Source organism: Streptomyces sp. NPDC031132, from assembly GCF_055570595.1.
Map to the genome: position 1 here is coordinate 24,814 of NZ_JBVIGX010000022.1, position 25,225 is coordinate 50,038.

At 72.3% G+C, this 25,225-nt stretch carries 8 protein-coding genes; 5 read left to right on the forward strand and 3 right to left on the reverse strand.

What is annotated here, in order from left to right; translation table 11 throughout:
• Nucleotides 1–5: 5 nt before the first annotated feature.
• Nucleotides 6–269 (reverse strand): hypothetical protein, encoded by a 264-nt coding sequence (locus ACZ49B_RS27055; protein ID WP_468310797.1) that lies wholly within the window; start codon nucleotides 267–269, stop codon nucleotides 6–8.
• Nucleotides 270–732: 463 nt separating this feature from the next.
• On the opposite strand from ACZ49B_RS27055, the gene ACZ49B_RS27060 reads away from it, so the two are divergent.
• A complete protein-coding gene (locus ACZ49B_RS27060; protein ID WP_468310800.1) occupies nucleotides 733–1,362 on the forward strand; it encodes a ribosome-inactivating family protein in 630 nt (209 codons plus the stop codon).
• A 1,208-nt stretch (nucleotides 1,363–2,570) separates the two neighbouring features.
• Here ACZ49B_RS27060 and ACZ49B_RS27065 read toward each other — a convergent pair.
• Together ACZ49B_RS27065 and ACZ49B_RS27070 are read right to left on the reverse strand one after the other, a co-directional pair.
• Complete coding sequence (locus tag ACZ49B_RS27065; RefSeq protein ID WP_468310803.1) at nucleotides 2,571–4,613, reverse strand: M4 family metallopeptidase; 2,043 nt, start codon at nucleotides 4,611–4,613, stop codon at nucleotides 2,571–2,573.
• 702 nt (nucleotides 4,614–5,315) lie between these two features.
• On the reverse strand, nucleotides 5,316–5,510 hold the full coding sequence (locus tag ACZ49B_RS27070) for a hypothetical protein (RefSeq protein ID WP_468310946.1): 195 nt from the start codon (nucleotides 5,508–5,510) through the stop codon (nucleotides 5,316–5,318).
• 268 nt (nucleotides 5,511–5,778) lie between these two features.
• Here ACZ49B_RS27070 and ACZ49B_RS27075 point away from each other — a divergent pair, with 268 nt between their 5' ends.
• Genes ACZ49B_RS27075 through ACZ49B_RS27090 form a run of 4 tightly spaced genes read left to right on the forward strand, consistent with a single transcriptional unit; the run spans nucleotide 5,779 to nucleotide 25,110 of the window.
• On the forward strand, nucleotides 5,779–8,904 hold the full coding sequence (locus tag ACZ49B_RS27075; protein ID WP_468310806.1) for an RHS repeat domain-containing protein: 3,126 nt from the start codon (nucleotides 5,779–5,781) through the stop codon (nucleotides 8,902–8,904).
• Nucleotides 8,901–12,404 (forward strand): hypothetical protein, encoded by a 3,504-nt coding sequence (locus ACZ49B_RS27080; RefSeq protein ID WP_468310809.1) that lies wholly within the window; start codon nucleotides 8,901–8,903, stop codon nucleotides 12,402–12,404. The genes ACZ49B_RS27075 and ACZ49B_RS27080 overlap by 4 nt, the downstream gene beginning before the upstream one ends.
• On the forward strand, nucleotides 12,401–13,834 hold the full coding sequence (locus tag ACZ49B_RS27085; RefSeq protein ID WP_468310812.1) for a ComEC/Rec2 family competence protein: 1,434 nt from the start codon (nucleotides 12,401–12,403) through the stop codon (nucleotides 13,832–13,834). Before ACZ49B_RS27080 ends, ACZ49B_RS27085 begins: the two co-directional genes overlap by 4 nt.
• Complete coding sequence (locus ACZ49B_RS27090; RefSeq protein WP_468310815.1) at nucleotides 13,831–25,110, forward strand: hypothetical protein; 11,280 nt, start codon at nucleotides 13,831–13,833, stop codon at nucleotides 25,108–25,110. Before ACZ49B_RS27085 ends, ACZ49B_RS27090 begins: the two co-directional genes overlap by 4 nt.
• Nucleotides 25,111–25,225: the final 115 nt, after the last annotated feature.

The window sequence follows — 25,225 nt, forward strand, 5'->3', positions numbered from 1 at the left end:
TTTGGTCAGTCGTCGCGTTCGTCGGTTCCGGCCACGTAGGCGACGAGCGCGCCGGCCAGCACGGCCCAGGCCGCTGCGACGGGTCCCCCTGTGGCCCAGGCGAGGAGGCCGAGCAACAGGGCGGTGAGGGCTCCGGTAGCGAGGGCTCGCGGGTTGCTCAGGAACCTCCACTGCGCGCGTCCGCTGCCGGGCCGGCGGACTTCGGCGACTGCCGCCCTGATGACGAGGGCGGCCACCACCATGGCGATGCTGAGCAAGGTGATCGCCATGGCGTCTCCGATGCGGTCAGGTGCGCTGTGTGGCTGCGCGTTCTACCTCGTGCGTTGGCCGGTGGCGGGGACGCCGTCGGCATCCATGGGGGCTGCCGCGAAATCGGCACTTCGCAGGAACCCCGACCCTGACCCCCTCACTCGGCTGATGTTCCCCCTGACAACCGCCCATCTGACGAGGGCCGACGGGCGGCGGGGCGAACCGCCGGCGGGCCGAACCGCCGGCGGGCGGGCGAGGCCCGGCCATCGGAATCACGCGTTCAATTCTTAGCATCCGAGGCCAACTATTCGCCAGGCCGTCACCAGGGCGACTACAAAGGATGAGACCGATCCGAACCCTGCGATGGGGATGATGTCGAAGGCGGTGGATGCGCATGTGTGAATACAGCTGGATCGAACCGATCGCGATCAGATTACTTCAGGGAAGGATGATTTCCGGCGGCCTCCCCTGATGCAGGCGGCCATGCTGAACCCCGTGTCGTTCTCCCCGGCGCACGCATCAGCAGACGAGTACCGCCACCTGACGTCAACCATCCGGTCGCGGGTAGAGAATGCTCAGGGCTTTTTCGGCGGGGCCTCGCGACAGCCGGGAGAGATGGCTTACCTGCCTCTGCATATTCAGCTGCGAGGCTTGTCCATCGAGCTCTACATTGAGCTCCTTCTGTACAACACAGGCATGCGCATCGTCGGATTCCGCAATACTTTCGAGAACGGACAGGCCCCGCCGGAAGCGCGCGTCCGCCGCGTACGGGACGCCATCGCGCCACCTGGGATCGACCGGACGGAAGTCCTGCCGTTCGGTGGAGACCGCTCCGACCTGGAGGCGGCCGCCGCCGTGCGGCGATTGGGGATCTTCCTGGGGCGCCGGCCCCTGGGAGACGCGGTGATCTGGCTGCACCGGAACCGCGATCCGAAGTGCACCGCACACGGAATGCTCGTGCTCTCGGAAATGATCTGCGAGGCCGCCCGATTCCCTGCCCTGGCCGATGCGATGTCGCGCATCTGGCTGACCGGCGGGCGGCTGTCGGCGGCGCCTGCCGGAATTTCCTCGTCCGGGCACCAATCCACAGGGAGGCACCGAAGAGGGGGATGAGTCATCAGGATCGCATGACGGACGGAGGGCGGCCTTGACACGGAACCTTTCGCCGTCATGCCCGCAGACGGGAGACATCCGAGAGACAGGCCTGTCATGAGCGCCTGACGCAGGCGCATCGACTCGTTGGAGCACGCGGCCGCCCCTGGGGACAAGGGGGCGGCCGCTTGCTTTCCCGGCAGCGATTCCGGTTTTCCTGCCCGATACCGTCCTCGTGCACGCGATGCGCACCATGGGGCGCGCCCCCACCGCCCCGTGCCGTGACACCCGACCGTGTGGGCCGTACGGGGGAGCCCGGCGGAGGCGTGGGGCGGTGGGGCCGCCCGCTCGTTCAGTGTCCGGGCCGGGCCTTGCCCGAATGACGCCGTCGGCGCCGCTCATACGATGCGCTGCGAGTGCCGCACCGGGCAGGGCTCGCCCTGCCGGCGGGGCGTGGCGACAACTGGGCGCTGTCACATCCCGGGTATGTCTTAGCCGGGGTCTGGATGCTGACGGGGGGTCCACCACTCGGTGAGACACCAGCCCCCGAGCGCCAGCGCGGCCAAGGCCGCGACTGCCGCAGCCCAAGGCGGCATCCGAAGCCGCACGCCGGGAGAGGGAAGTGTTCGGCTACTGGGACGAGCGGAGTACGAGGCAGAAGAGCAGCGAGTCCGGACCTCTGAGCCGGTTCCTGCGTAGGGAGCGCTAGCCTCGGGCTGTCGCGATGCTGTTCGGGCCCGGCGGGGGAGACTCCGCTCCGGGCCCGAACTGCGCGGAGCGGGGCAAGACCCTCGCCGGCCCCCGCCTCGCACGGAACGACGTCCGAACCTACCGGTGATCCGCACCCCACGGCCGAGCCGGCGGGTACCTGCCCGCTGCCGGCGTCGAACTGCGGTTGGGCGTCCCGGGGATCGTCACGCCGTGGGCGGAGTAGACCTGGCCGGTGCGACCGGAACAGTCGTAGCTGAATCCTGTGTCTGCCCGACCAAAGGTACGGCAGATACAGGAAGGCGCGTGCGGCGTCGCTGGGGAGGGCGACGGCCGAGAAATCTGCCGGCCGCGGATCTGCCCGCCCATCGGACGGCCCAGAACACGGTCGTGCCCACTACCCACAGGCGTACCGACGACCCACAGCACGACACCCCCGTCCTCCTGTGTAGGGGAGGCGGGGGTGCCGGCGTACGTGCGAACAGGCCGTTTACCGCTTCAGGTTACGCGCAGTCAAGCAGTCAGAAGGTGAGCTTGAAGTCGGTGATGGTGCCGACGTCCGCGGCGCCCTTGTCCTGGACCTTCAGCTTCCAGGTGCCGTTGGCCGCGACGGCCGAGGCGTTGACGGTGTATGTCTTGTCGAGGTTCGCCGTGGAGTCCGAGGAGGAGTTCTGCAGGCGGTACGAGGTCCCGTTGGGCGCCACGAGGTCGATCTGCAGGTCACCGATGTAGGTGTGGGTGATCTTCACGCCGACCTTGAGGGCGCTCGGCGCGTTGCCGGTGATGCCGGTGACGTTGACCGACGAGGTGACCGCGGGGCCCGGGGAGTCCGGGATGGCGACCTGGGTGGTGCTGTCGAAGACGTTACCCGGGGTGGTGGTCCCGCCGGTTGAACGGGCGCCCACGTTGACGGCGGCCCAGGCGTCGGTGATGTTCTTGACCTCGGGGCTGCCGGCGCCGTACAGCTCGGTCGCCGCGGCGATCGTGCCGTCGCGGGCGCCCTTGTAGTCGGTGCTGGAGTTGAACTTGGTGGTGAGCGCCTTGTACCAGATCAGCTGCGCCTTGTCCCGGCCTATGCCGGTGACGGGCTGGCTGTCGGAGGTCGGCGAGTTGTAGCTGACGCCGTTGACCGTCTTGGCACCGGAGCCCTCGGAGGCCAGGTAGAACCAGTGGTTCGCCGGACCGGATGAGTAGTGGACGTCGAGGTTGCCGACGCCGGAGTACCAGCTGTCCGCGGACCCGCCGTCCTTGCTCGGCTTGTCCATGTAGCGCAGCGGGGTGCCGTCGCCGTTGATGTTGATCTGCTCGCCGATGAGGTAGTTGCCCGGCACGCTCGAGTTGTTGGCGTAGAACTCGACGGAGGTGCCCATGATGTCGGAGGTCGCCTCGTTGAGGCCACCCGACTCGCCGCTGTAGTTGAGACCGGCGGTGGCGGCGGTGACGCCGTGCGTCATCTCGTGACCGGCGACGTCCAGCGAGGTCAGCGGGTCGTTGTTGCCCGTTCCGTCCCCGTAGGTCATGCAGAAGCAGTCGTCGTCCCAGAACGCGTTGACGTACGCGTTGCCGTAGTGGACCCGGGAGTAGGCGGCGACACCGTCGCCGCGGATGCCGGAGCGGCCCAGGACGTTCTTGTAGAAGTCCCAGGTGACCCCGGCGCCGTAAGCGGCGTCGGCGCCCGCGGTGGCGGCGTTGGAGTTGGCTCCGTTGCCCCACGTGTCGGTGGTCTGGCTGAAAAGGGATCCGGTGCCGGACGTACCGCGGTTCAGGTTGTACGTCTTGTGGCCGCCGCGGGCGGCGTCGTTCAGCGTGAAGTTCGAACCGGACTTCGAGCTGCCGAGGGTGACCTGGCCGCTGTAGTGGGTGTTGCCGACACCGGTCTCGATGCCCTGCCACTGGTGGAGCTTGGCGCCGGTCTTGGCATCGGTGATGACGTGGAGCTGGTTGGGGGTGCCGTCGTCCTGGAGTCCGCCGATGACGGTCTCGTAGGCGAGGGTCGGCACTCCCTGGGCCATCCACACGACCTTGCGCGGGGTGGCGTCGGCCGTGGTGGCCTTGGAGCCGACCGCCTTCGCGGCGTCGAGGGCCTGAGTGGAGGCGGCCGCCTGAGCGTCGGCCGGCGCGGAGGTGGAGATGCCCGCCAACTGGGCGCCGGACGCCTTGCTGACGCTCTGCGTCGTGTTCGCCGCCGTACGGCTGACGACCAAGTCACCGCCGAGGACCGGGAGTCCCTCGTACGTGCGCTCGTACCGGGTGTGGGTGGTACCGTCCTGGTCCTTGACCACATCGTGGACGAGGAGCTTCTCCTGGGAGGTGAGGCCGAGCTCCTTGGCCGTCACGGCCGTGGTGCTCTGGGCCTTCGCTATGAGCTCGGCGCGCTGGGACGGAGAGAGCTGCGCGGGCAGCGCGCCCGGGTTGCGCACCGGCTGGCCCTTGGGGGCGGCGGCGTTCGCGGACGGCTCGGGCTGCGCGCTGGCGCTGCCGGCCTGGACACCTACGGTGAGCAGGGCGGCTGCGGCGAGCAGGGCACCAGTGGCCGTGGTGTTGCGACGATGCGTGGACTTCACGCTGACTCCTTCTGCCTGTGGGGGGTTAAGCCGGGCGGCTGGGATGAGGCCGGCCGGGCAGAGCGTTGCGGAGCTGATCCGTGCGGGGATGGGGAGAGAGTGTCAGCGATCGCGATCTTTGTCAGGAGCGCGTCATAAATCAGCCGCATCGAGTCCGAATTTCGATGCCCGGTGTTCGCTGACCGGACGATTCGGGTGGCTGCTCGGCCGACTCGGGTGCACCCGACAGGGCCGACCTGGGGCGGGACTTGCTCCGGCCGGGGGGCGGACCTGCTGCGGGCGCACGCCGGCGGCCGGAGAGTGACGGTGGAGGCTGCCGTGGGGGCGGCGTACTGCGCATTCAGGTAAAGCGTTCGGTATCAATCGACAAACACCCTTGCCCTGCACATGACTTGCCGGGTGTGATCTCGGAAATCGCTCTGCGCGGCGCCACCCCCAGGAAGTCTGCAATGCATCCAGTTCGTCGTACGTGGCCGCGCGCCCACGGAGAGGAAGGTCCGTCAGCGTCGGAGCACCGCGTGGGACGGCACGTTGCCCGGCAGTTGCGCCGAGTGCGCGAGCATGCTCAGGACGAGCACCGTCACCACCCTCACCGAGGTGTCGAAGCACAGGCGCCGTACGGCATGGCCAGATTGCCGACGCCGCCGCCACCGACCGTTCTGGCCGTCGCCGAGAGACCGATCAGAGCGACGAGCATGGAGGTCAGACCGAGCCCGAGACCGAGCGGCCCGAAGGCCTCGGGCGGACGAGCCTGTTCGGCAGGACGCCGCCCCTGGGCGTCGCGTACAGCGTGACCCCCACGGTCGGACCGCCCACGATGGAGAGCGCCAGGGTGATCAGGACGCGTTTGCGAAGGAGATCGAGACTGGCTCGGTCGAACATCTGACGTTTCAGCATCTTCAGTCGGTTGGTGTTGCTCTCGACAGCCCAGAGCTGTGTGGCAGAGACAGCCCGCTGCGGACGGCGTCGAAGTCGCGGCGAAGGTGGTGGGCGAAGGGCGCGAGCGAGGCCAGGGCGTCCCGTCAGCTCCAGTGATCCAGTCCTCGAGGCGGTCGCCTGCTGCCCGTCGGCCTGGTCACCAGGGCGAGTGAAGGGACACACCCGATGGGCCGCAGTCGCTCCGCGTCGAGGCACTCCCGTTTGCGGCGCGGCCTACGGTCGGGATGTGCGTAGCCGCGAGGAGACCGTCGTGAACCCGTTCGACGTCGTGCTGACCGATGTCGAGTACGTGTCTGGCGATCCCTGGTTCCTCGGGCTCCGCTGGCAGGCAGGCGACGGCACCCCCGCACCCGCCCACCGCGAACGTGGCGGGACGGGCGCCCCGGGCAACTTCCCGTACGCCACGCAGCTCTTCTCGTCCGCGGTTGCGGAACCCCGGTACGCCGTCGGTAAACAGGTCGCTGCCGACGGCAACACCAGCGGGACATGGGACCAGAAGCGCGCCGGCTACACGCTCACACCCGGCAGCCGGTACTGGATCGCGGTCGTCGGCAACCCGCCGTCGATGGCATCCAACACCGTCGCGGTCCTCTGGCAGCCGCCGTCCTTCGTCTCCGTCACGTGCGACGGAGCCGCGCTCGACGTGGCCTGGGCGCCAGGCGGCGCGGGCGCGACCGGGGCGGTCGCGACGCTCACCGCGGGGGGCGCCGAGGTGTGGCGCGGCTCCGCGGATCCGGCCGCGCCGTCCGCCGCCGCGGTGGCGTCGCGCTTCGACGTGGCGGGCGCGCCGCTCACGCTCGCACCCGGCACGCTGACGCTGACGCTGCGTCCGACCGCGACCGACACGCGCGCCGTCTCCACCGGTCCCGCCGCGGTCACCACGGCGTACACGCACCCGCCCGCCGTCCTGACGAGTGCCTACACCTCGGGCAGCGCCGCGACCGGTCTCAGCTACGCCGCCGAGGTCGCCCCGGCTGGCAACTCCGGCCTCCAGTACGCGGTCACCGTCCTCGACGGACGCGCACGCCTGGCCGGGCCGACGCTCGTCACCGCCACACCGGACGGCGACACCGCCGTGCTCGACGTGGTGGTACCACGCGTGCCGAGCGGCTCGCCTCTCGCGCTCGTCGTCGCCGCGGCCGACCACATCGCGACGGGGCCGGCGTCGGAACCGTTTCCGCTCCTGGCCGTCGCGCCGTCGGTCGAGGCAGCGGTCTGCGCCGCCCCGGGCACGCTCGAGCTGGTGCTCCGCTCTCCGACGGGCGCCACGCTCGTCACCGTCACGGAGGCCGAGGCACCGGTCGCCGCCGCCGTCGTCGAAGGCAGGACAGGCCGGATCGACGTCCCCGCAGGCTCCGGACCCTACGCCGTCACCGCAGCCGCCGTGGCCGGGGCGGCAACCGGCGTACCGGGTGCTCCGGTGCCGCTGCTCACCGCGCGTCCGGTGCTGGTGTCCGCCGCGTACGACGGCACGACCGTCACCGCGCGGTGGACCGAGCCCGCCGGGTCACCCGCCGGCTACCGGCTCCGCGTCCTGTCGGGCGGCGTCGTGGTCGCCACGGCGCCGGCGGGCAGAACCTCCGGCGCCGTCGACGTCCGGGTCGACGGCGAGCTCGCCGACGGCCGGCTCATCGTCGACGTAACGGGCGTGACCGGACCGGTCGTCGGGCCTGCGTCCGGGCCGCTGCCCCTCGTCACCCGGGCCCCGCGGGTCACGGCTGCCAGCACCGACCCTGCGACCGGGACGACGGCCGTCGCCTGGCAGGCGACCACCGGCGCCACGTCCTACCTCGTACAGGCGTTCCGCGACGGGCTCCGTGACGGCGAGCCGCGAACCGTCACCACGCCGTGCTGCGATGTCCCCCTCACCCCGGGAGCCGACGCCGGGATCGCGGTCGCGGCCGTTGTGAGCACCACCACGACGACGGTCACCGGCCCCTTCGGCGACCCGTACCCGCTGCCGACGGCGCAGCCGGTGGTCTCACGGGTGGCGTTCGACGGCGCCGACGCAACGGTCTCGTGGCTCCCGGTCGAGGGCGCCACCGGCTACCGCGCCACCGCCCTCGCCCCCGGGTCGGCCGGCTCCGGCAGGGCGCCGGTGGGCGCCACCGAGGTGACGTTCGCGGTCGACACCTTGGCCGGCGGCGACTACACCGTCGTCGTCCAGGCGCTGAACGGGGCGGACGCGGGACCGCCTTCGCCCCCGGTACCGCTCGTGCCCGAGAGCTGGTTCCTCTCGGCCGGGCCGGCCACGACGGCGTACCCGTACCTCTACACCTCCGCCGGCGTCGCCCCCGCGGCAGGCGATGTGACCGTGACCCTGCCCGGCCTCGGGACGTCGTTCACCGGGCCGGTGGAGAAGGACCCGTTCCGGGTCGACGCGAGCGGACGCACGCTCACGGTCCGCGCGATGCCCTTCACACCCGAGGCGGTGCGCACCACGCTGCGCGAGGCGTATGCCGCCTTCCTCACCGCCGTGGAGGAGGAGGGCGCGGACGCGGCAGGAGTCGCGCTGCTCCAACAGGCGGTGTCCCGTGCGATGCCCCAGACGTTCGCCGAGACCCTCTATTACGCGTACGGCCTCGACGCCGACGCCGGGTACGTCGACCTGCGCCCCGGCGTCGTGCTCCGTGTGGCGTTCGCCGACTACGTCAATGCCGGCCAGTCCGCACCACCGCTCTACGTCAATGGCTGGGTCGGCACGGGCCACGCCGATTACGACGTCACGCCGTGGACCGCGGCCGACGGCAGGCGGCTCGCCCTCGACGCCTTCCTCGCGCAGCTCGTCGCGACCGGCGCGTTCTCGGTCGGCGCGCCGGCCGGCAGCGGCAACGTCGTGAGCGGGCTCGCCGACGCGGCGGACCTGTTCGGCGTCGTCGCGCCCACACGGTACTTGCGGCTGTTCGCCCCGGAGCGGCTGGCCGCGGCGGACGCCGTCGGGACGGCGAGGACGAGCGCCGGGTTCGCGATCGCCGCCGCCGGCTCGTGGGCGGCCATCGAGGCCGCGGGGCGTGACCCGGGCCCTGGCTGCCCCGCCGTGGACTTCCGCGGCCGCGCCGTCCTGCGCGCGTGCGTGCGCGTGTTCGTGGACGGCGCCGAGGCCGTCGTGCCGATCGGTACGACGGTGGGCGACATGCTCGCGCGCCACGGCCGCCGCCCACCGCACGGCGCCGGCCGCGCGAGCGGCGTCGCCCTCGACCGTGCGACCGGTCCGATCCCCGTGAACGGCGGCTACGACGTCGCCGCCTCCCGCCGCGTCCGCTTCGACTGGAAGGGACTGCCGGAGTACGGCCCCGGCCTCGATGCGTTCTCGCTGCCGCTGCTCGCCGGCGACAGGTTGACCACGCGATGACCGCCCCCACGTTCGTCCGCGTCGCCGACGGCCTCTACGCGCTCTCCTCGGACGGAGACTCGCCCGTGGCCGGGTACTGGGCCGGCTACCGCGCGAAGGGAGACCTGCCCGACCCCGCGACGCTCGACGACGTGTGGCGCGACGCCGGTGGCGCGTACGTCTTCTGCACGGCGAAGCCCGGGGCCTACCTCCCGTTCCTGGCCGGGGTCGACCAGGTGCTCGCCCAGCTGCCGTACACACGGTTCGTGTGGATCGCCGATCCGGACGGCGACCCCGCCTATTGGCAGCTGTGGAACCTCACCGCCACCTCGACGGGGAGCGGCCCGGCCATCGTATGGACGGTCCGGCAGGGCGCGTCCTTCGGCTGCGGGGGCTACGCCGTCACGGTGCCGCGCGGCACGGCGCTGACCCGGGCGACGGAGGGCGTCGCGTTGGCCGTGGCATCGTTCGACGGGCCGGACGGCACGGTGTACCCCACGGCGCCCGGCAGCGCGGGCATCCCGTTCTCCGGCCCCACCGTCGGCTGCCTGACCGGCACGCTGACGCTGGAGCACGCCGACCCCGATGACATGGCGCGCCTCGACGTAGGCCTGCGCTACTCCATGCCCGACCCGAACGACCCGAGCCGCGCCGCAGTGCTCGCCGTTCCCATGCCGCTGCTCGCACAGGACGGCAGGGCGCTGACGGTGTACCTCTCGTTCGACCCGCTGTTCCCGCTGGTGCCCGACCGCTCGGCGCTCGGGTTCTTCGCGCCCGACGCACCAGGCCCGCCCGACGCGCCCGACCCGCCCGCGTTGCGGTCCCGGCTCGCCACGACGCTCGGCGCCGAGGTGACGCTGGCGCCGGTCCCCGGGACGCCGCCGCAGTGGCCCGCACGGCTGGTGTTCGCCACCACTCCGCGCGTCGTCGACGACCCGTCCGACCCGCACGTGTACCTGACGCCGGACGGAGCGTTCCGGCTCGCCGTCGAGGCCGAGGGCGGCACACGGCTTTCGCTCGGCCTGTCCGGCCTGGAGTACGTGGACGTCGGCGACGGTGCCATCGCACTCTTCCAGGCGGGCCACCCGGCGTATCTGCCCGGCAGGGGTGACGCGGCGCTGGAGCCGCTCGGGACCACGGCATACGTCGCCCTGCTCCCCGACGCCGCCGCGGACCTCACGTACTACGCGCAGCCGTGGCAGTCACCGCTGTACGCGCGGGCGGACGACACCGAGTTCCTCCGCTTCCACGAGATGCCCGCGGCGACGCTCGGCGACTTCGCCGACCGAGACCCGCCCGTCGTCCCGCTCGGCGCATATCTCGGCGTCGACCCGGCGCTGGCACCGTACGCCGCCACGATCGAGCAGGCGGCCCTCGCGCCGGTGCGCCGCGCGAACCTGCCGGTCCGTGACGCGGCCAGGGGGCAGGCCGGCGAGGACACGGCGCTCGCCGTCACACCGAACGGCCTGCTCGCCAGGCTGTCGGGCGACGGCACGGCGTGGCGGCAGGCCGTCCTCGCCGGCCTGCCCGGCGCGCCCGTCGACGAGCTGGTGCTGACCGCAGTGGGCCCGCGCCTTCAGGCGCTGCTCCAGTCCGCCGAGGCGTTCGCCGTCGTCTCGGACGTCACGGAGTTCTTCCGGCAGTCCTCGGTGCGCTACCGCGTCGACGAGGTCGTGCGCGCCCTGCTCCTCGCGCAGGGTGTCCCCGCCCCGGTCGTCCAGGCGGTCGCCGACGCGGCCGGGCCGGACACCTACGACACCGAGGAGGCGTTCACCGCGCAGGTCGCGGTGGCGGCCGGCGCATACCTCGACACGCTGCTGTCCGTCGCCGGACTGCTGAAGGCGGTGCTCCAGGACTGGACGTTCCAGCTCTCTCCGCGCTCGTGGCGCACCGGCGGGGAGGGCAGGACGGTGCTGCTGGTGAAGTTCGCCTCCCGCTCGCTCACCGACCTCGCCGCGGACCTGCCCGCCTGGGGCTGGCCAGAGGCGGCGTACGACGAGCACGGCGACCCGCGGCCCACGCAGAAGCTGGTGCTCGGCGTCATCGAGGACGCCCGAGAACGCGCGGCCCGCGACCCGGGAGGCCCCTACGCGCGCTTCCTTCGCGAGGTCGCCGACAACCCGGCGTGGAACGGCGTCCTCGTCCTGGGCGCCCCGGTCGCCGTGGCGGAGCTGCCGCGCGAGCTGCAGTTCGTCACCGCGGGCATCGACACCGGCCGGTTCTACGCGCACCACGTAGGGTTCGGCGTCACGCCGTTCGAGCGCACGGCCGACGGCGGCATCACGCTCGGGCAGACCGCGGCGTTCGGCCTGATCTCCTACGAAGACCCGGCCGACCTCTATGTCGAGCCGGGGCAGCTGGACTTCGCGTTCAAGACCCAGCAGCTGTCGGCGCGCTTCGCCAACGCCGCCCTGGCCGACTTCTCCGCCCGCGTGGAGCTGATGACCAACCGGCTGTTCGGGTCCCTGCTCACCAAGCGCGCGCCGGAGAGCGGCAACAACCTCGTCCTCCTCGGGTCCTACCAGCGGCAGAACGACAGGCCGTCGTACGCGTTCACGCTCACCGGCGGCGCCGACTTCGCCGCCGGGAATACGGTGCTGCTCGGCGTCGAGGTGCTCGGCGTACAGGTGCAGACGGCCACGGGGTCGATCGACGCCGGTACGCTGGCCGTCGACTTCGTCCTCACCGGCAACCTGCGATTCGCCGAGCTGCCGCACGCCGACCTGTTCTCCTACGGCCCGAACGCGGCGCTCCCGCCGCCCGGCACGCCGGCGTTCGACGGCTACCTGCGGTTCGGGAACCTCGTCGTGACGATGGCCTTCCCCGCCGCCGATCCCGGCGCACAGACGTTCACGACGGCCTATGACCGGATGTCGTTCGACCTCGCGAACAGCGCGGCCCGTGTGCAGTCGCTCACCAGGGGCTTCCCCGTCCGTGTCACCGGCGCCGTGGCCAACCCGGTGCCCGACGCTCCCGGCGGGCCGCGCGGGCGGACCCCGGAGGACCTCGGCTACACCGGAGTCCTCGCGCCCGTCGACGCCGTGCTGCTGTCCCCGCCGTGGTTCGGGCTGGTGCTCACCCTCGACCTCGGCACCCTCGGCGCGCTGGCCGGCAGCGCGGGCATGCACGCCACGCTCCTCGTCGGCTGGTCGCCCGGGACACGCGACGAAAGGCCGGTGTACTTCGGTCTGCGGCTGTCGGGCGCCGACGCGACGACGGCGACCTGGCCGCTGCAGGGCGTGCTCAAGCTGGGGTTCCGCGGCTTCGAATTGACAACGTACGAGGAGGACGGCAGGCGCGAGTACCTGATGCGGCTGCGCCACCTCGCGCTGTCGGTCCTCGCATTCTCCTTCCCGCCCGGCGACCTGGACGTGCTGGTCTTCGGGGACCCGGAGGGCAGGAGCTCCGCGGTCGGCTGGTACGGCGCGTACGACTCCGGCACGCAGGCGAAGGCCGTACGGCGCAGGCTCGCGGCCGGCCGCCGCCGGGCCCTCCCCGAAGAGAACGGGTTTCAGGCATGAGCAAGATGGTGTTCTGGGTACTCGACGTCGGCCAGGGCAGCGGCAACTTCATCCAGGTCTTCGACGACAGTGACAAGCTCGTCGGCTCGGTGCTCATCGACCTCGGCTCGGAGCGGATGAAGCAGACGGCCGGGTTCCCCTCGGCGGAGTTCGTCGCCGCAATGGTCGGCAAGCCCGGCACGCTTGACCTTGTGGTGCTGTCGCACAGCGACTCCGACCACATCAATCTGATCCCCGACCTGCTGAAGTTCTTCACACCTTCAGAGCTCAAGATCAACAACGTGATCTACGGCGGCGACTGGGCCCGCTACAAGAAGCGCGACGGGGCCAACGTCCTCGGCCGGATCGAGACGTACATGCCGAGCGGAAAAGCCATCACTCCGACGCCCCCGAAGGACAGCTCGTTCACCGGGCTGGGCCCTTACGCGCCGACCCACATCCTGGACGCCCTGAAGGTGTGGATCCTCATGGGCAACGCAGCCGAGTCGGGGGTGGCCTCGTCGAGCGGTGGTGCGAAAAGGCGCAAGACCGGCGACGGGTACAACACCAACACGAACTCCGTCGTCGTCCTGCTGGAATTTCTCAACACCCAGTTCGTCGTCACCGGCGATGCGACCGCTACGACGCTGTACCAGATCAACGAGGTGGTATGCCCTGCCGTCGCCAAGAAATACCTGAACAACGTCATCATGCTGACACTGCCCCACCACGGCAGCGCCACGACGACCTTCGATGTCCGCGGCGGCGGAGAGGACACCCTCAAGACCTTCGTCACCAACACGAGGCCGTACTCCCTCACCGGCAGCGCGGACAAGGTGCGCACGTTCAAGCACCCGTCATCGAGGGTCATGGAGTACTTCTGGGCGGAACTCGGCCGGAGAAAGCCGTACTGGAAGGACCCGACGCTCGACGACCGGCACTTCTACACCGCGTACTTCACCCCGAAGGACGGCTACGCCTACACAGACGGCAAGGGAATCTCGTACAAGTGGCCGAAGACCGGGTGGTGGTACTCGGTGCAGACCGCCTCCAACATCTACACGAACATGTACGTCTACGCTGATGAGGTGGGCGGCCAGCAGGAGATCGTGCTGCCCCCCAATTCGTCGGCGCTCAAGGTGCCGGACAAGCCCGTGCCGCCGCGCCCGCTCGGTGTGGCATGGAGATACACCGTCACCGACACGGTAGCGCTTGAGATGCAGGTCAACCGCCCCGACTACGAGAGGATGGTCGCAGCGCACGGTTTCGTCCCGGCCGGGTGGCCCGACCCCGCCGCGCTGGGCGACGCACGGTGGGTTTCCCTGCCGTCGGGAGACGCGGCCGACGACGGTGAAGGCGGGCCCGCCACCGCGCCGCCCGAGCCCGCGCCGCCTCGGCGTACGGCTCCCACATCGCAGCGGCCGCTGCCCCGACTGCGGGAGCTGCCGTGACGCCGTCGCCGGAGCAGGTCTACAACGCGCTCGTCCGCCAGCGCCACGACGGCACGATCGACCTGCCCGCCGCGGTCGTGGCCGAGATCGACCTGGCCGCGCTCGGGCCGGCGCTCGACCTGCTGCGCGCAGGGCCGTCATGGCCGGTCCGGGTCGGCGAACTCACCTGGAACGCCCGCTCGGTGAACCTGACCGGTGAGGCGTCGTTCGCCGTCCCCGGCGGGGCGGCGTTCGCGGTCGGCGTCACCCTCGCGTACGCCACCGGTGATGACGGCGGCGTCTTCGCGCTGCGGCTCGCGACAGTCTCCGGGTGGACGTTCGGTGAGGCATTCCCCACCCTGCCGCTCACCCCCGTCCAGGAGGGCGGGTTGGTGAGCTACCGCCCGTCGTTCCTCGCGGACCTGCCGGTCTCCGGCGTCGTGTTCGCCACGACGGCCACGACCGGGGGCACGGCCGGGCTGCGGCTCACCGGCGCGGTCGGCGCGTCTCCGCTGTTCGACCCGTTCGCGGACTTCTACGGGCCGTTCCCACTGCGCTTCGACGGGCCCGTATCGATCCCCGCGGACGCCGCGAGCGCCCCCGACCTGTCGCTGTTCGCCGCATCGACGCATCCGGCGGTCACGCTCGGGCCGGTCGCCCTGGAGGAATTCGGCCTGCGGCTCGTGACCGAACTCGACCTCGACCCGGCAGTCAGCCCCGTGGCGTCGTACTCCGCGGTCCATGGCGAGGCGACGCTGCGCCTCGGCACCACCGAGCCGGTGACCGGGACCGTCAGCACCCCTCTGCTCGCGATGGCGACGACCTGGCTCATGAACGTCACCTTCCCCGAGGACGACGCGCCCGGGCTCGGCGGGGGCCTGGCAGGCATCGCGTCGATGATCGGCGTGCCGGCCGACCTCCTGGCGGCGCCGCGCGCGTTCGACGACTTCACCGGCTTCCGGATCAGTGAGATCGACCTCTCGCTCCTGCCGCCGTCGGTCACGGGCGGTGCTCCGGCGCTGGATTACGTCGCGGTCGTGTTCCGGTCGGCGAAGCGCTGGACGCCGCCGGTGCCCTACCTCGTCGTGAGTGATGTGGGCATGCGCTGGCTCGCCCTGTGGGGTGGCGGTGCTCCGAGCGTGTCGGGGACGGTGTTCGGCACGGTCGAGGTCGGTCAGGCCGACCTCGACCGCCGCATGGTCGCCGCGGGAAGCCCACCGCGCGTCGCGCTCGGCGGGGCCGCACGGCCGCCCGCCCTCGCGACGCCGCAAGACCCCGTGTTCTCGCTCGACGTGATGGCGTACTTCCCGCAGTTCGTCGTCACGGGGGCGCTCTCGCAAGGAGAGATCCCGCTCGACCAGGCACTCGGCTGGCTGTTCGGCGTGACGTTCCCGTACACGCTCGAGGTGACGCGGTTCGAGCTCGAAGCCGACCTGCAGGCGCAGACCTTCGCCGGTGCCGCCCTCGTCACGACCGACTTCTCCGTTCGGGTCGGTGACGTGGAGATCGAGCTCAGCGACGTGTTCCTCCGGGTCGACGTGCTCCAGAGCGGTGTGGCCGGCGGCATCACGGCGACGTTCGTGCTGCCCGGCGTCGGGCCCGCCGGCAGCGGCGACGCGGCGTTCGCGGTCGGGGCGTCCTACGCGCCGTCGGCCGCTTGGGAGTTCCAGGCCGAGCTGGGGGCGGGGGACCAGCTCGACCTGGTCACGCTGGTGCGGAAATTCATGGGCGAGGCATCCGACAACGAGCTGCCCTCGGTCACGCTCACCGAGCTGTCGCTCCGCTTCGCGCTCACGCCGGGGACCTACGACCTCGCCGGGGCGGTGGTCGGTGTCTGGCGGCCCGTCATCCTCGGTCAGCCACGGGACCTCTCCGTCGGCGCCCGCGTCGCGGTCTCCCGTGACGCGGAGGGCGGCGTGAGCGGCTCGGTGGCGGGTACCTTCTCGGTGAACAAGCTCGCGGTCTCGGCCGGCGTGGACTTCGCCGCCAAGCAGCTCGCCTATCTGCTGAAGATCCAATTCGGCGACCTGTGGGTCTCGGCCGCCACCTCGCGGCGAGGAGAGGACAACCACCAGGTCGTCTCCGTCCGGCTCGGCGGCGTGACCCTCGGCGAGATCATCGAGTACCTGATCGGGCTGGCGGCGCCGACGGTGAAGGTCACGCTCGACCCGCCCTGGGACATCCTGTCCAGGATCGACCTTTCGTCGTTCGTGCTGACGGTCGACCCGACCGAATCGACGGTGGAGTTCACGTACGCGACGACGGCGAACCTCGGGGTGATGTCCGCGGACACCGTCGGCGTGCGCTGGAAGCGGCAGCCGGACGGCCGCGCCACGGTCGAGATGGTCCTCACCGGCAGCTTCCTCGGGCAGGACTACCCTGCCCAGCGACCGCTGTCGTGGGATCTGCTCGGCGGGTCGCCGCCCGCGGTGCCCGGCCAGGGGAAGTCGCTGCTCGACCTCCGCTACCTCGGCATCGGGCAGCGCGTGGTGCTGCGCGGAACCTACCCCGACACGATCCGGGACACCGTCGCGCGGCTGCGCGCGGACATGAAGCCGGTCAAGCCCGACGGCAACCCCGTCGGCAAGATGCCGGAGCTCGAGTTCTCGCCCGACAGCGAGTGGCTGATCGGGTTCCAGGCGGCTTTCCTCGACACGCTGGACCTGTCGTTCGTCTTCAACGACCCCCGTCTGTACGGCCTTGCCGTCGGGCTGCGCGGAGAGCGCGCCGGTTCGCTGGCGGGCCTGCAGTTCGAGATCCTCTACAAGAAGATCAGCGATGACATCGGCATGTTCCGGGTCGAGCTGCGGCTGCCCGACGCGTTCCGCCGCATCGACTTCGGCGCGGTGTCGGTGACCGTCGGGATCGTGGTGGTCGAGGTCTACACGAACGGCGACTTCCTCGTGGACCTCGGCTTCCCCCACGGCCGCGACTTCAGCCGGTCGTTCTCCGTCGAAGTGCTGCCGTTCGTCGGCCGCGGCGGCGTCTACTTCGGCGTCCTGAGCGGCGCGACCTCCAGCCGCGTGCCGCGCGTCTCCAACGGCACGTTCGCGCCGGTGCTGGAGCTGGGTGTCGGCCTGGCCGTCGGCGTCGGCAAGGAGGTGTCGTTCGGACCGCTGTCGGGGGGTGCCTACGTCGAGGTGCTCGCCCTCTTCCAGGGCGTGCTGGCGTGGTTCAACCCGACGAGCAGCGGCGCCGCACCCGCGACGTACTACTGGGCCCAAGCGGTCGTCGGCATCCACGGCAAGGTCTACGGCCGCATCGACTTCAAGATCGTCCAGGTCAATGTCACGATCGAGGCGTGGGCCGAGGCGAGCGTCGCGCTCGCGGCGTACCGCACTTCGGTGTTCCGGCTGAACGTCGGCGTCAGCGTCAAGGCGTCGGTGAAGGTCCTGTTCATCACGGTCTCGTTCTCGTTCAGCGCGCGCATCGACGTCGGCTTCACGGTCGGCCGCGACCGGCCCACCCCGTGGATCGTCACCGGGGGACAGTCGGCGCCGACCGCGGCCCTGCTGCGCTCCTTCGTCCTCCCGCCCTTGCGCAGCCCGGGGCGCAGGGCCGCCGCCCTTGCCGCACCGCGCGGCACCACGGTGACCTGGGATCCGACGACGAAGGTGTTCCCCGATGCTCCGCGGACCGCCGAACTGACGCTCCTGCCGGCGTTCTCCGTCGACGGACTTGCCGTCGGCTGGGGCGTCACCCCGCCCGTTCCTCCGGCGCCCACCTATCGCGCCGCGCTGCTGCTGTTCGCACCGCTCCACGCGCCGGCGGGCGCGACGCCGGGTGCCGAACGGCTCGTCGAGGCGTTCCTGCGCTGGTGTCTCGCCGCGGTCACCGGCTCGCCCGGCCACGGACCCGCGACCGTGACCGCCGGCCAGCTCGACGTACTGGCGAGGACGCTGCGCGACCCCGGGCAGACCGACACGCCCTTCGGCGTCGAGGACCTGGCCACGTTCCTGGCGACCAACCTCCACCTTGACGTCACGGGGCGCCCGGCGGGTGAGAATCCGGCCGACGTGGAGGGCATGGTCGTCGGGGTCCCGCCGTTCGTCGCGTGGACCTCACCGCAGGCACCGGGGCGCGACCTGGCGGCCTACCAGAAGGTCGGCCCGCTCTATGAGTGGGGGATCGCCGAGTACGCCGCACGTTTCGCCGCGACGCCGGACCCGCTCCCGGCGGAGCCCGACGACCCGTTAGCCGCGTACGAATCGTTCGCGTCGTACGTCTTCCGCGACTGGTGCCTCGGACTGGCGCGGGCTGCCGTGCAGGAGGCGGCCGGCCTGCTGGCGGACTGGACCGTGCCCGCGCCGAAGGCGGCGGTGTCGCTCGCGGACATCGCCTCGCAGTTCCCCCGTGCCACCGTCCCCTACGCCGTACGCGCCGGCGACACGCTGGACAGCGTCGCCGAGGCGCTCGGGACCACCGCGGCAGAGCTCGCGTTCCTCGACCCCGGCATGGCCCATGACCTCGAGCACGCCGCCGCCGGTACCGTGCTCCAGGTCGAACTCGGTGTCTGCGCCGAGTCGGTGGCGCTGGCGAACGCGGACTTCCCGCTGACCGTGACCGAACCGCTGCCGCTGGGCACCGTGGACCACCAGGTCGAGGCGACGGAAACGCTCGAGGCGGTGGCCCTCCGCTTCGGCGTCGCGGATCCCGACGTGATCGCCAAGGTGCTCGACGACGCGGCGCTGCTGCGCGCCGGCGCCGTGCTGGAGGTTCCGGCCTTCCATCTGACACAGGGCTCGTTCGCTTCCACCGTCGAGGCGGCGGCGGCGATGTTCGTGCACTACGTCCCCGACGCCGAGGTCGCATCCCTCGAGTGGTACCTCCAGGCACTGCACCACCTCGACCCCGGCTACACCGCCGGCGGCGGAACCGAGCTGCAGGTCCCGGCCGAGTTCGGCGACTGGTCGCGCCGCACGACGTACACGACACTGTCCGGCGACACGGCGCGCTCCGTCGCGGCATCGCTCGCGCTCGCACAGGGCGCCGCCACCGGCGCGGGCGGGCCGCCCGGCTGGCCGGCGTTCCGCGACGCGGTGACCTGGACGCCGGACGGCGGGTTCGCCATCCCCGCGACGACGACCCGGATCCAGCCGCGGGAGACACTCGCCGCGCTCGCCGCCCGCACGGTCGCCTACACCCCCGCAACAGTCGGGCAACTGGTCGCGACCGCCGACGTCCTGGCGCCGCTCGCGCTGGTGCCGGTGCCCGACGTGGCCGCGACCGTGACCGCCGGCCGTGACACGCTCGCCGCCCTCGCGGCGTACTACGCGCTGCCGGTGGCCGACCTCGCCGAGCGGATCGCGACCCGGCCGGTGTTCGCACGGACCGGCGACCGAACGGAGTTGCGCGTCCCGCACGTGCCGGCCGCGTCCATCGACCAGGTCGTCGCCCGTGTCACCACCGGCGAGGCGGTCGGGCGGATCGCCGGGCTGGTGTCGCGCCAACTCCTCAGCGGTCAGCGGGTCCCCGCGCCGGTCGACGCGGGTGGCGGGCACCGGGCCGCCACCGGCGCCCTCACACCGCTGCACGATCTGACCGGCCAGCAGTTCGACAGCCCCGCGCCCGATCCGTCCGAACCGGACTCCGTCGCCCTGCACGTCACCCTCACCTCGGCGGCCGACTGGCTCGTGCTGCGCGAGTCCGCCACCGCGAACGGTGCGATCGTCCGCGGCGACGTCACGTCCGAGCTGACGCTGGAGTTCACCAACGCGGACCTGCTGCGGCTCTACCCGCCGACGGTCATGACGCTCGAGCCGGTCAGCCCGCCCGCGCCGCTGCCCCTGGGCGAGCCGGCACCCGTCACCTACGGCCTCGACCACCGCGTCGAGCTCCAGTCCCCGATTCCGGTCCCCGTCCCCGGCCGGGACGCGACCGCCACCGGCAACGCGAGCCTGTGGCCGTTCCCGGCAGCGCTGCGTGCCCGCGCGGCGCTGAGCCCGACGATTCCGTACGACGTGGTGCGCACCGCCGCGCCCGGTCTCACCCCCAAGCCGGGCGACATCGTGGGGGACTCCACGTTCGCGACGACGGTGACCTTCGGAGTCCGGAAAGTCGGCACGCTCCCGCACGTCTACGAGCTCGCCGGGGTGGACACCACCGACCGCGACGTGCTGCTCGCGCTCTGGGCACACCTGGCCGACGGCCACGGCGCCGACGCCTTCCTCGCCGTCGCGCCGCCGCCCGACGCGTCCAACACCTCGGGGCTCGCGGTACTCGCGGCGGACACCTCGCAGACCTTCATCCTCAAGACGAACGAGTCCACCGAGTCCAAACCTCCCTCCGCGGCGCCGGCCGCCACGGGCTCGCAGCCCTGTGCGGCTTCGCTGGCCGACGTCGCGGACTTCCTCGTCCTGCTCTGGCAGGGCAGCGTCGTCGGCGGTACGGGCTACTACCTCCGCTACAGGTCGGCGACCGACGACGACCTCCCGCCTGGCGCGTTCGACCCCGACGGACTCGCCCGCCTGTCACTGCTCGTCGTCCTCGACGACCGCGCGGAGCCCGCGCCCGGCGGCCGCACACTGCTGCCCTTCGACACTTGCGCGGTCCTGGCGCCCGGCCTCGACCCGTCGGCCACGGCACTGTACGTCGAGGCGGCCGAGCCGGGCGACGAGACCGTCATCGTGCCCGTCGTACCGCAGGGACTCACCGGCTTCACGACCACGCTGCCGCAGCCGCCGGACGACGACACGCCCGAGGTCCGAGTCGCGCGGCTGTTCAGCCTCCTGACGTACGACGCCGCGACACCGCTCGGCGCCTGCGGCCTGCCGGTCCCACCGGCGGACAGCGACGGCACCGGCCTGCCCGCATGGCACCGAGACCGCCTCGCAAGGGCCCGGCGCTTCGGACGCGCCGTCACCGAGGCCGAACCGGTGTACTGGAGGTTCCAGCAGGTCATCCCCTACGCGCGTACCGCGACCCCGGAGACGTCCCCGGCGGTGCCGGGCCTGCCGGACACCGCCGCGGACCCGTACCGCGGTATCGCCGGCGAGACGACACCGGTCGCGGCGATCACGCTCGGCCTGTGCGACGTGCTCGGCAACACGGGCGTCTCGACGGGAGCGGACGGAGCGACGCCGTACGTCGTCGACGCGCCGGCCGGCTACACCGACGCGCTGCTCGCCGTGACGCAGTGGCCCGCGGTGTCGCTCTCGTACACAGTGGAACCAAGCTCCGCGGGTCCGCTGCTCACGGTCGCGATCGCTCCGCAGGCCGGCGCCGCGGCGCCGGAGCCCGGCGACGCGGCGGCCGGCGCGATCGAGGCCGCAGCGCGACAGGCCGAGCGCTACGCGACCGCGTACTACCAGCTCGCCGGTGGCCGGACCGCGGCATCCCTGGTGACGACGCTGATGCCCGGCGCCGACGGCGCGCCCGACCCCCTGGCCGTGGACGTGACGCCGCTGTGGCGCTACGCCGCGGCGAGTTACCTCGCGTCGGCCGCCGCCGCGGCCACCGCACCGGCCACCGCCTCGGCAACCGTCGCCCACCTCGTCACGGCGTACGGCGTCTCGCTGGAAGGCCTCGCGACCGCGAACGCGACCGCCGAGGCCGCCGCGCTCTTCGGCCCGGACGCGCCCGCCGTCCCCGCCTACGGCGTCTACGCCGAGGGCCGCAGCGCCGACGACCTCGTCCACGGACTCGCCCCCGGCTGGCCCCACCCGGCGAGCGGTGCGGCGCTCCTCGCGCTCGAGGAGAACGCGGACCTCCCGCTGCGACCCGCCACCGCGCTGACGATCCCCGCGGCGTCCGTGGCCCTCGCCGACCCCGACGCGCCGCTCGACGCGGTCGCCGCCACCGCGCACACCCTCCCGGGGCTGCTCGCCGCGGACAACGCGACGACGCAGGGCGTACTGTGTCCGGGGTTCGTCTTCCTGTGGGAGGACGTGCCGCTCGAGGTGCCGCAGGAGCCCCCGTACTCCTTCGCCGACGCGGCAGCCGCCTACGCGGCGCTCGGCCACGACGTGGACGTCGCAACGCTCGCCGCCGCCAACGCCACGCGCCCCGGCATCCTCGACCCTGCCGCCGTGCTCACCTCCCGGCACTACATCGCCGTCGAAGGCGACACACTCGCCTACAACGCCTCCGGCGCGACGAGAGCCCGGCTCGCCGAAGTGAACGGCGACACCGACGACCTGTTCGATGCGGGCACGCTGCTCTACGCCGGCGACTTCGCGGGGGTGACGGTGCCGTCCGGGCAGACGCTGCACGAGCTGGCCGACCGCTACGCCTGCCCCCCGGCCCTGCTCCTGGCCGCGAACGCCTCCCACCCGCTCGCCGACGCCGTGCTGCCCGGCTGCGTCACCGTGCCCGAGACGGTGCGGGTGCCCTACACGCTGCGGTCCGACGACACGCTCGACGCGCTCGGCCCGGTGTTCGGGACGACAGGGCTCGGGCTGGGAGGCCGAAACGCGGCGATGCCGGGCGTCCTCGCCCCGTACCGGACCGTCTCCGTCGACACCTCGGAGGGACCGGTGGCCACCCAGACGACCGTCGACGACACCCTCGACGCGGTGTGGCAACGGCTCGCGGCGCAGGGGGAGGTGACGTTCGAGCAGACGGTGGCCGCCGTCGCGAGCGATGCGTCGTACCTCGCGGACGGTGCGCTGATCGTCTGCGGGCCGGCCGTGCTGGCCGGCGAGGGCCCGGCGGTGACCCCTGCGGGGGCGGCGGCAGCGTACGGCCTGGACCCGCTGGCGTTCGCGCAGGCGAACGCCGGTGTCACCGGGCTGGTCGCGGACGGCGTGACCCTGACCGCCGACGGCGTGAGCGTCACCACGGGAGCGCACGACAGCCTCAACACCGTCCTCACCCGCTTCGCCGCGGCCGGCGCAGCGCTGACATCGGCCGGCCTGGCGGCCGCCCTGGCAGACGTCGCGTTCCTGCGGCGCGGTGCGAGGGCGCTGCTGCCACAGGCGCGGGTCTCCGTCGCCGCGGTGCTGCCCGCCGAACTGCCGCTGGCGGACACCACCATGCCGTTCCCCCTCGCCGTCGCCCTGCGACTGGCACGGCCCGACATCCTCGTCGACCCCGCGTTCCGGACCGGGGACGGCGCGGGGGCCGCCGAACGTGCGGACGCGCCGGTGCCGCCGCACGTCACGGACAGCGGCGAGCCGGGGGAGGAATCGCTGACACTCGCGGCGTTCGAGACATCCTTCAGGGCGGCGTTCCCCCTGCTGCGGCTCGCCACCGGACACGCTCCGGACGGCGGAACCGACCTGTCCGTGGTGGCGTTCACGGAGGGCGGCATCACCGACGTACAGGTCGCGCCCGGCCTGACCTGGCAGGAACCGGACGGTACCGCGAGGACGATGCCGCGCGTCTTCGCCCTGCGGCCGCTGTCCAACGAGCTCGTCAGCCGCAGCGGCGTCCCGGTTCACGCCCTCGGCCCCGACGGCAACCTCGCCCCCGACGCGACACCGACCGACTTCGACAGCGTCGACCCCGAGGTGTGGGCGCGGCGCCTGCTCGCCGACATCGACTTGTTCCTCACCGCGGCGTACGCCACCGCCGTACACGCAGACCCCGCGACCGGCGACGCGCTGGCCCGGGTACTCGCCGCGAAACGTACGCTCTCCCGCGCCGTCGCCCGCGGCCTGTGGCCCGTCCTCGACGTCGCCGACCCCCACGCCGTTCCTGCGCAGGCCGCCGCCGTCGCGCGGCTTGCCGACGAGCTCTCGGTGAACCTTTCCCGGGCCTACGACGCGGCCGCGCTCGTGCAGTACGACGCCACCGTCGAGCCGCCGGAGAACACCGTGGGGGGACGCCCGGCCCGGCTCTACGGCACCGTAGCCACACCAACAGGGGCCTCGTACACGCTGTCGTCGGCGAAAACGGACCTGTCCGCCGCCTCGTCGTACGTCGGATTCCTCCTGCGCCTGCCCGATCCGCGCTGGCAGGCGTACGTCCCCGTCGACCTCGACTACGGATTCCTGGACCTGGAGTACGACGTCGCGGCCGAGCCGCAGATCGGCGGCTACGAGGCGTCCCGGTGGCTCGCCTTCTACCCGCCGCTGACCGGCGACGCCAAACCATCGGCGCTGCGGACCTCGCTCGGACGCGCCGACGTCCCGGTGCCGCTGCGCGCGTACCCGGCATCGCCCGTACTGCTCGGGCAGACGGCCGGCGCGACGTTCGCGCAGGAGCCGCCGACACTTGCCGGCGCGCCGCTGTGGACGTACGCCGTCAGCTACGCGCACGAGCACGCGGCGCAGGACGAAGTGCGCGTGAGCGCGGCATTCAACGTCACCGGCGGGGCCGGGTCCACCGACGCGGGCACCGAAGACGTCATGAGCGCGCTGGCCCGCTACGTCTCGGTCGCCGACGGCCTGTGGTCACTGCTCGCCGGGTACGTCTCGGACTCGGGCGACGGCGCGGCCTGCGCCAACGCCGCGAGGACCTTCGGCGACCTCGTCCGCCTGGTCGCCGATGCGTGGGACCGCAGGTGGCCCGCCGCCGAGCCGGCCGCCGCCCCGGCAACCCCCGGTCCGCCCGCGGTGACGCCCGGTCCCGACCTGGTCGAGGTCACCCTCGGCGTACGCGTCGGTTACACGGTCGAGGACGGTGCCACGTACCTCGCCGCCGTCGAGCTCACCCCGGTGACGGCGTCGCCCGGCCCCGGCGGCGCGTGGCCCGAGGTCGCCTACGTCGACGCCACGGGCAACATCGTTTCGCTCGTCCCCGACGCACCCGTCGGCGGCTCGTGCACGTACCGGTTCGACCCGCCGTTGCCCGCAACCGGGTGGCCGCAGTTCCGGCTGTGCTGGCCCGGGCTGCACGTCATGGCGTACCAGAACGCCCGCGCCACGCTCACCGTCCGCCGCAACACGCGCCTGGTCCCCGACGGGCCGCCCACCGACGAGCAGTTCGTGTTCCGCACCGCCCCGGCCGTCGCACCCGATGTCGTGACGCCGTTGAACGTCTGGGACGAACCGGTCGACCTCACCGCACTGGGCCCGCTCGAAGACGCACTCACCGCGGCATTCACCACACTCACCGGCGGGTCCACCGACGCCGGCGCCGCGGTGGGCGTCGGCTACGGCTTCCAGATCCTTCCCGGAGTCGACGGATCGACGGGCCTCGTGAGCCGGCTGCCCATCGCGCTGGCCCATGTCGTCATGGATCGGTCGACCGGTGCGACGGTCGGGCAGGTCGCGACCGACTGGCTCACGGAGAACAACCCGCCCGCCACCCGCGCGCGCCTGTTCACGTTCTCCCTCACGCTGTTCTCGCAGCTCGATCCGAACGCCGTACAGCCGCTGCTGACGATGCCGCACCTCACCCACCGCATCCTGTAACAGGCGGCCCGCGGGCCACGTCCCGTGCTACTCGACCGACCATGGCACGGCACGGGCGGCGGCCTCCGGCCTGCCCGAGGACACGGCCGTGGTTGCCGACCGTTCGGAGGGGACC

Coding starts and splice junctions, on each gene's coding strand:
- ACZ49B_RS27055 (WP_468310797.1), bottom strand. CDS start 269: ATGGCGATCACCTTGCTCAGCATCGCCATGGTGGTGGCCGCCCTCGTC.
- ACZ49B_RS27060 (WP_468310800.1), top strand. CDS start 733: ATGCTGAACCCCGTGTCGTTCTCCCCGGCGCACGCATCAGCAGACGAG.
- ACZ49B_RS27070 (WP_468310946.1), bottom strand. CDS start 5,510: ATGCTGAAACGTCAGATGTTCGACCGAGCCAGTCTCGATCTCCTTCGC.
- ACZ49B_RS27080 (WP_468310809.1), top strand. CDS start 8,901: ATGACCGCCCCCACGTTCGTCCGCGTCGCCGACGGCCTCTACGCGCTC.
- ACZ49B_RS27085 (WP_468310812.1), top strand. CDS start 12,401: ATGAGCAAGATGGTGTTCTGGGTACTCGACGTCGGCCAGGGCAGCGGC.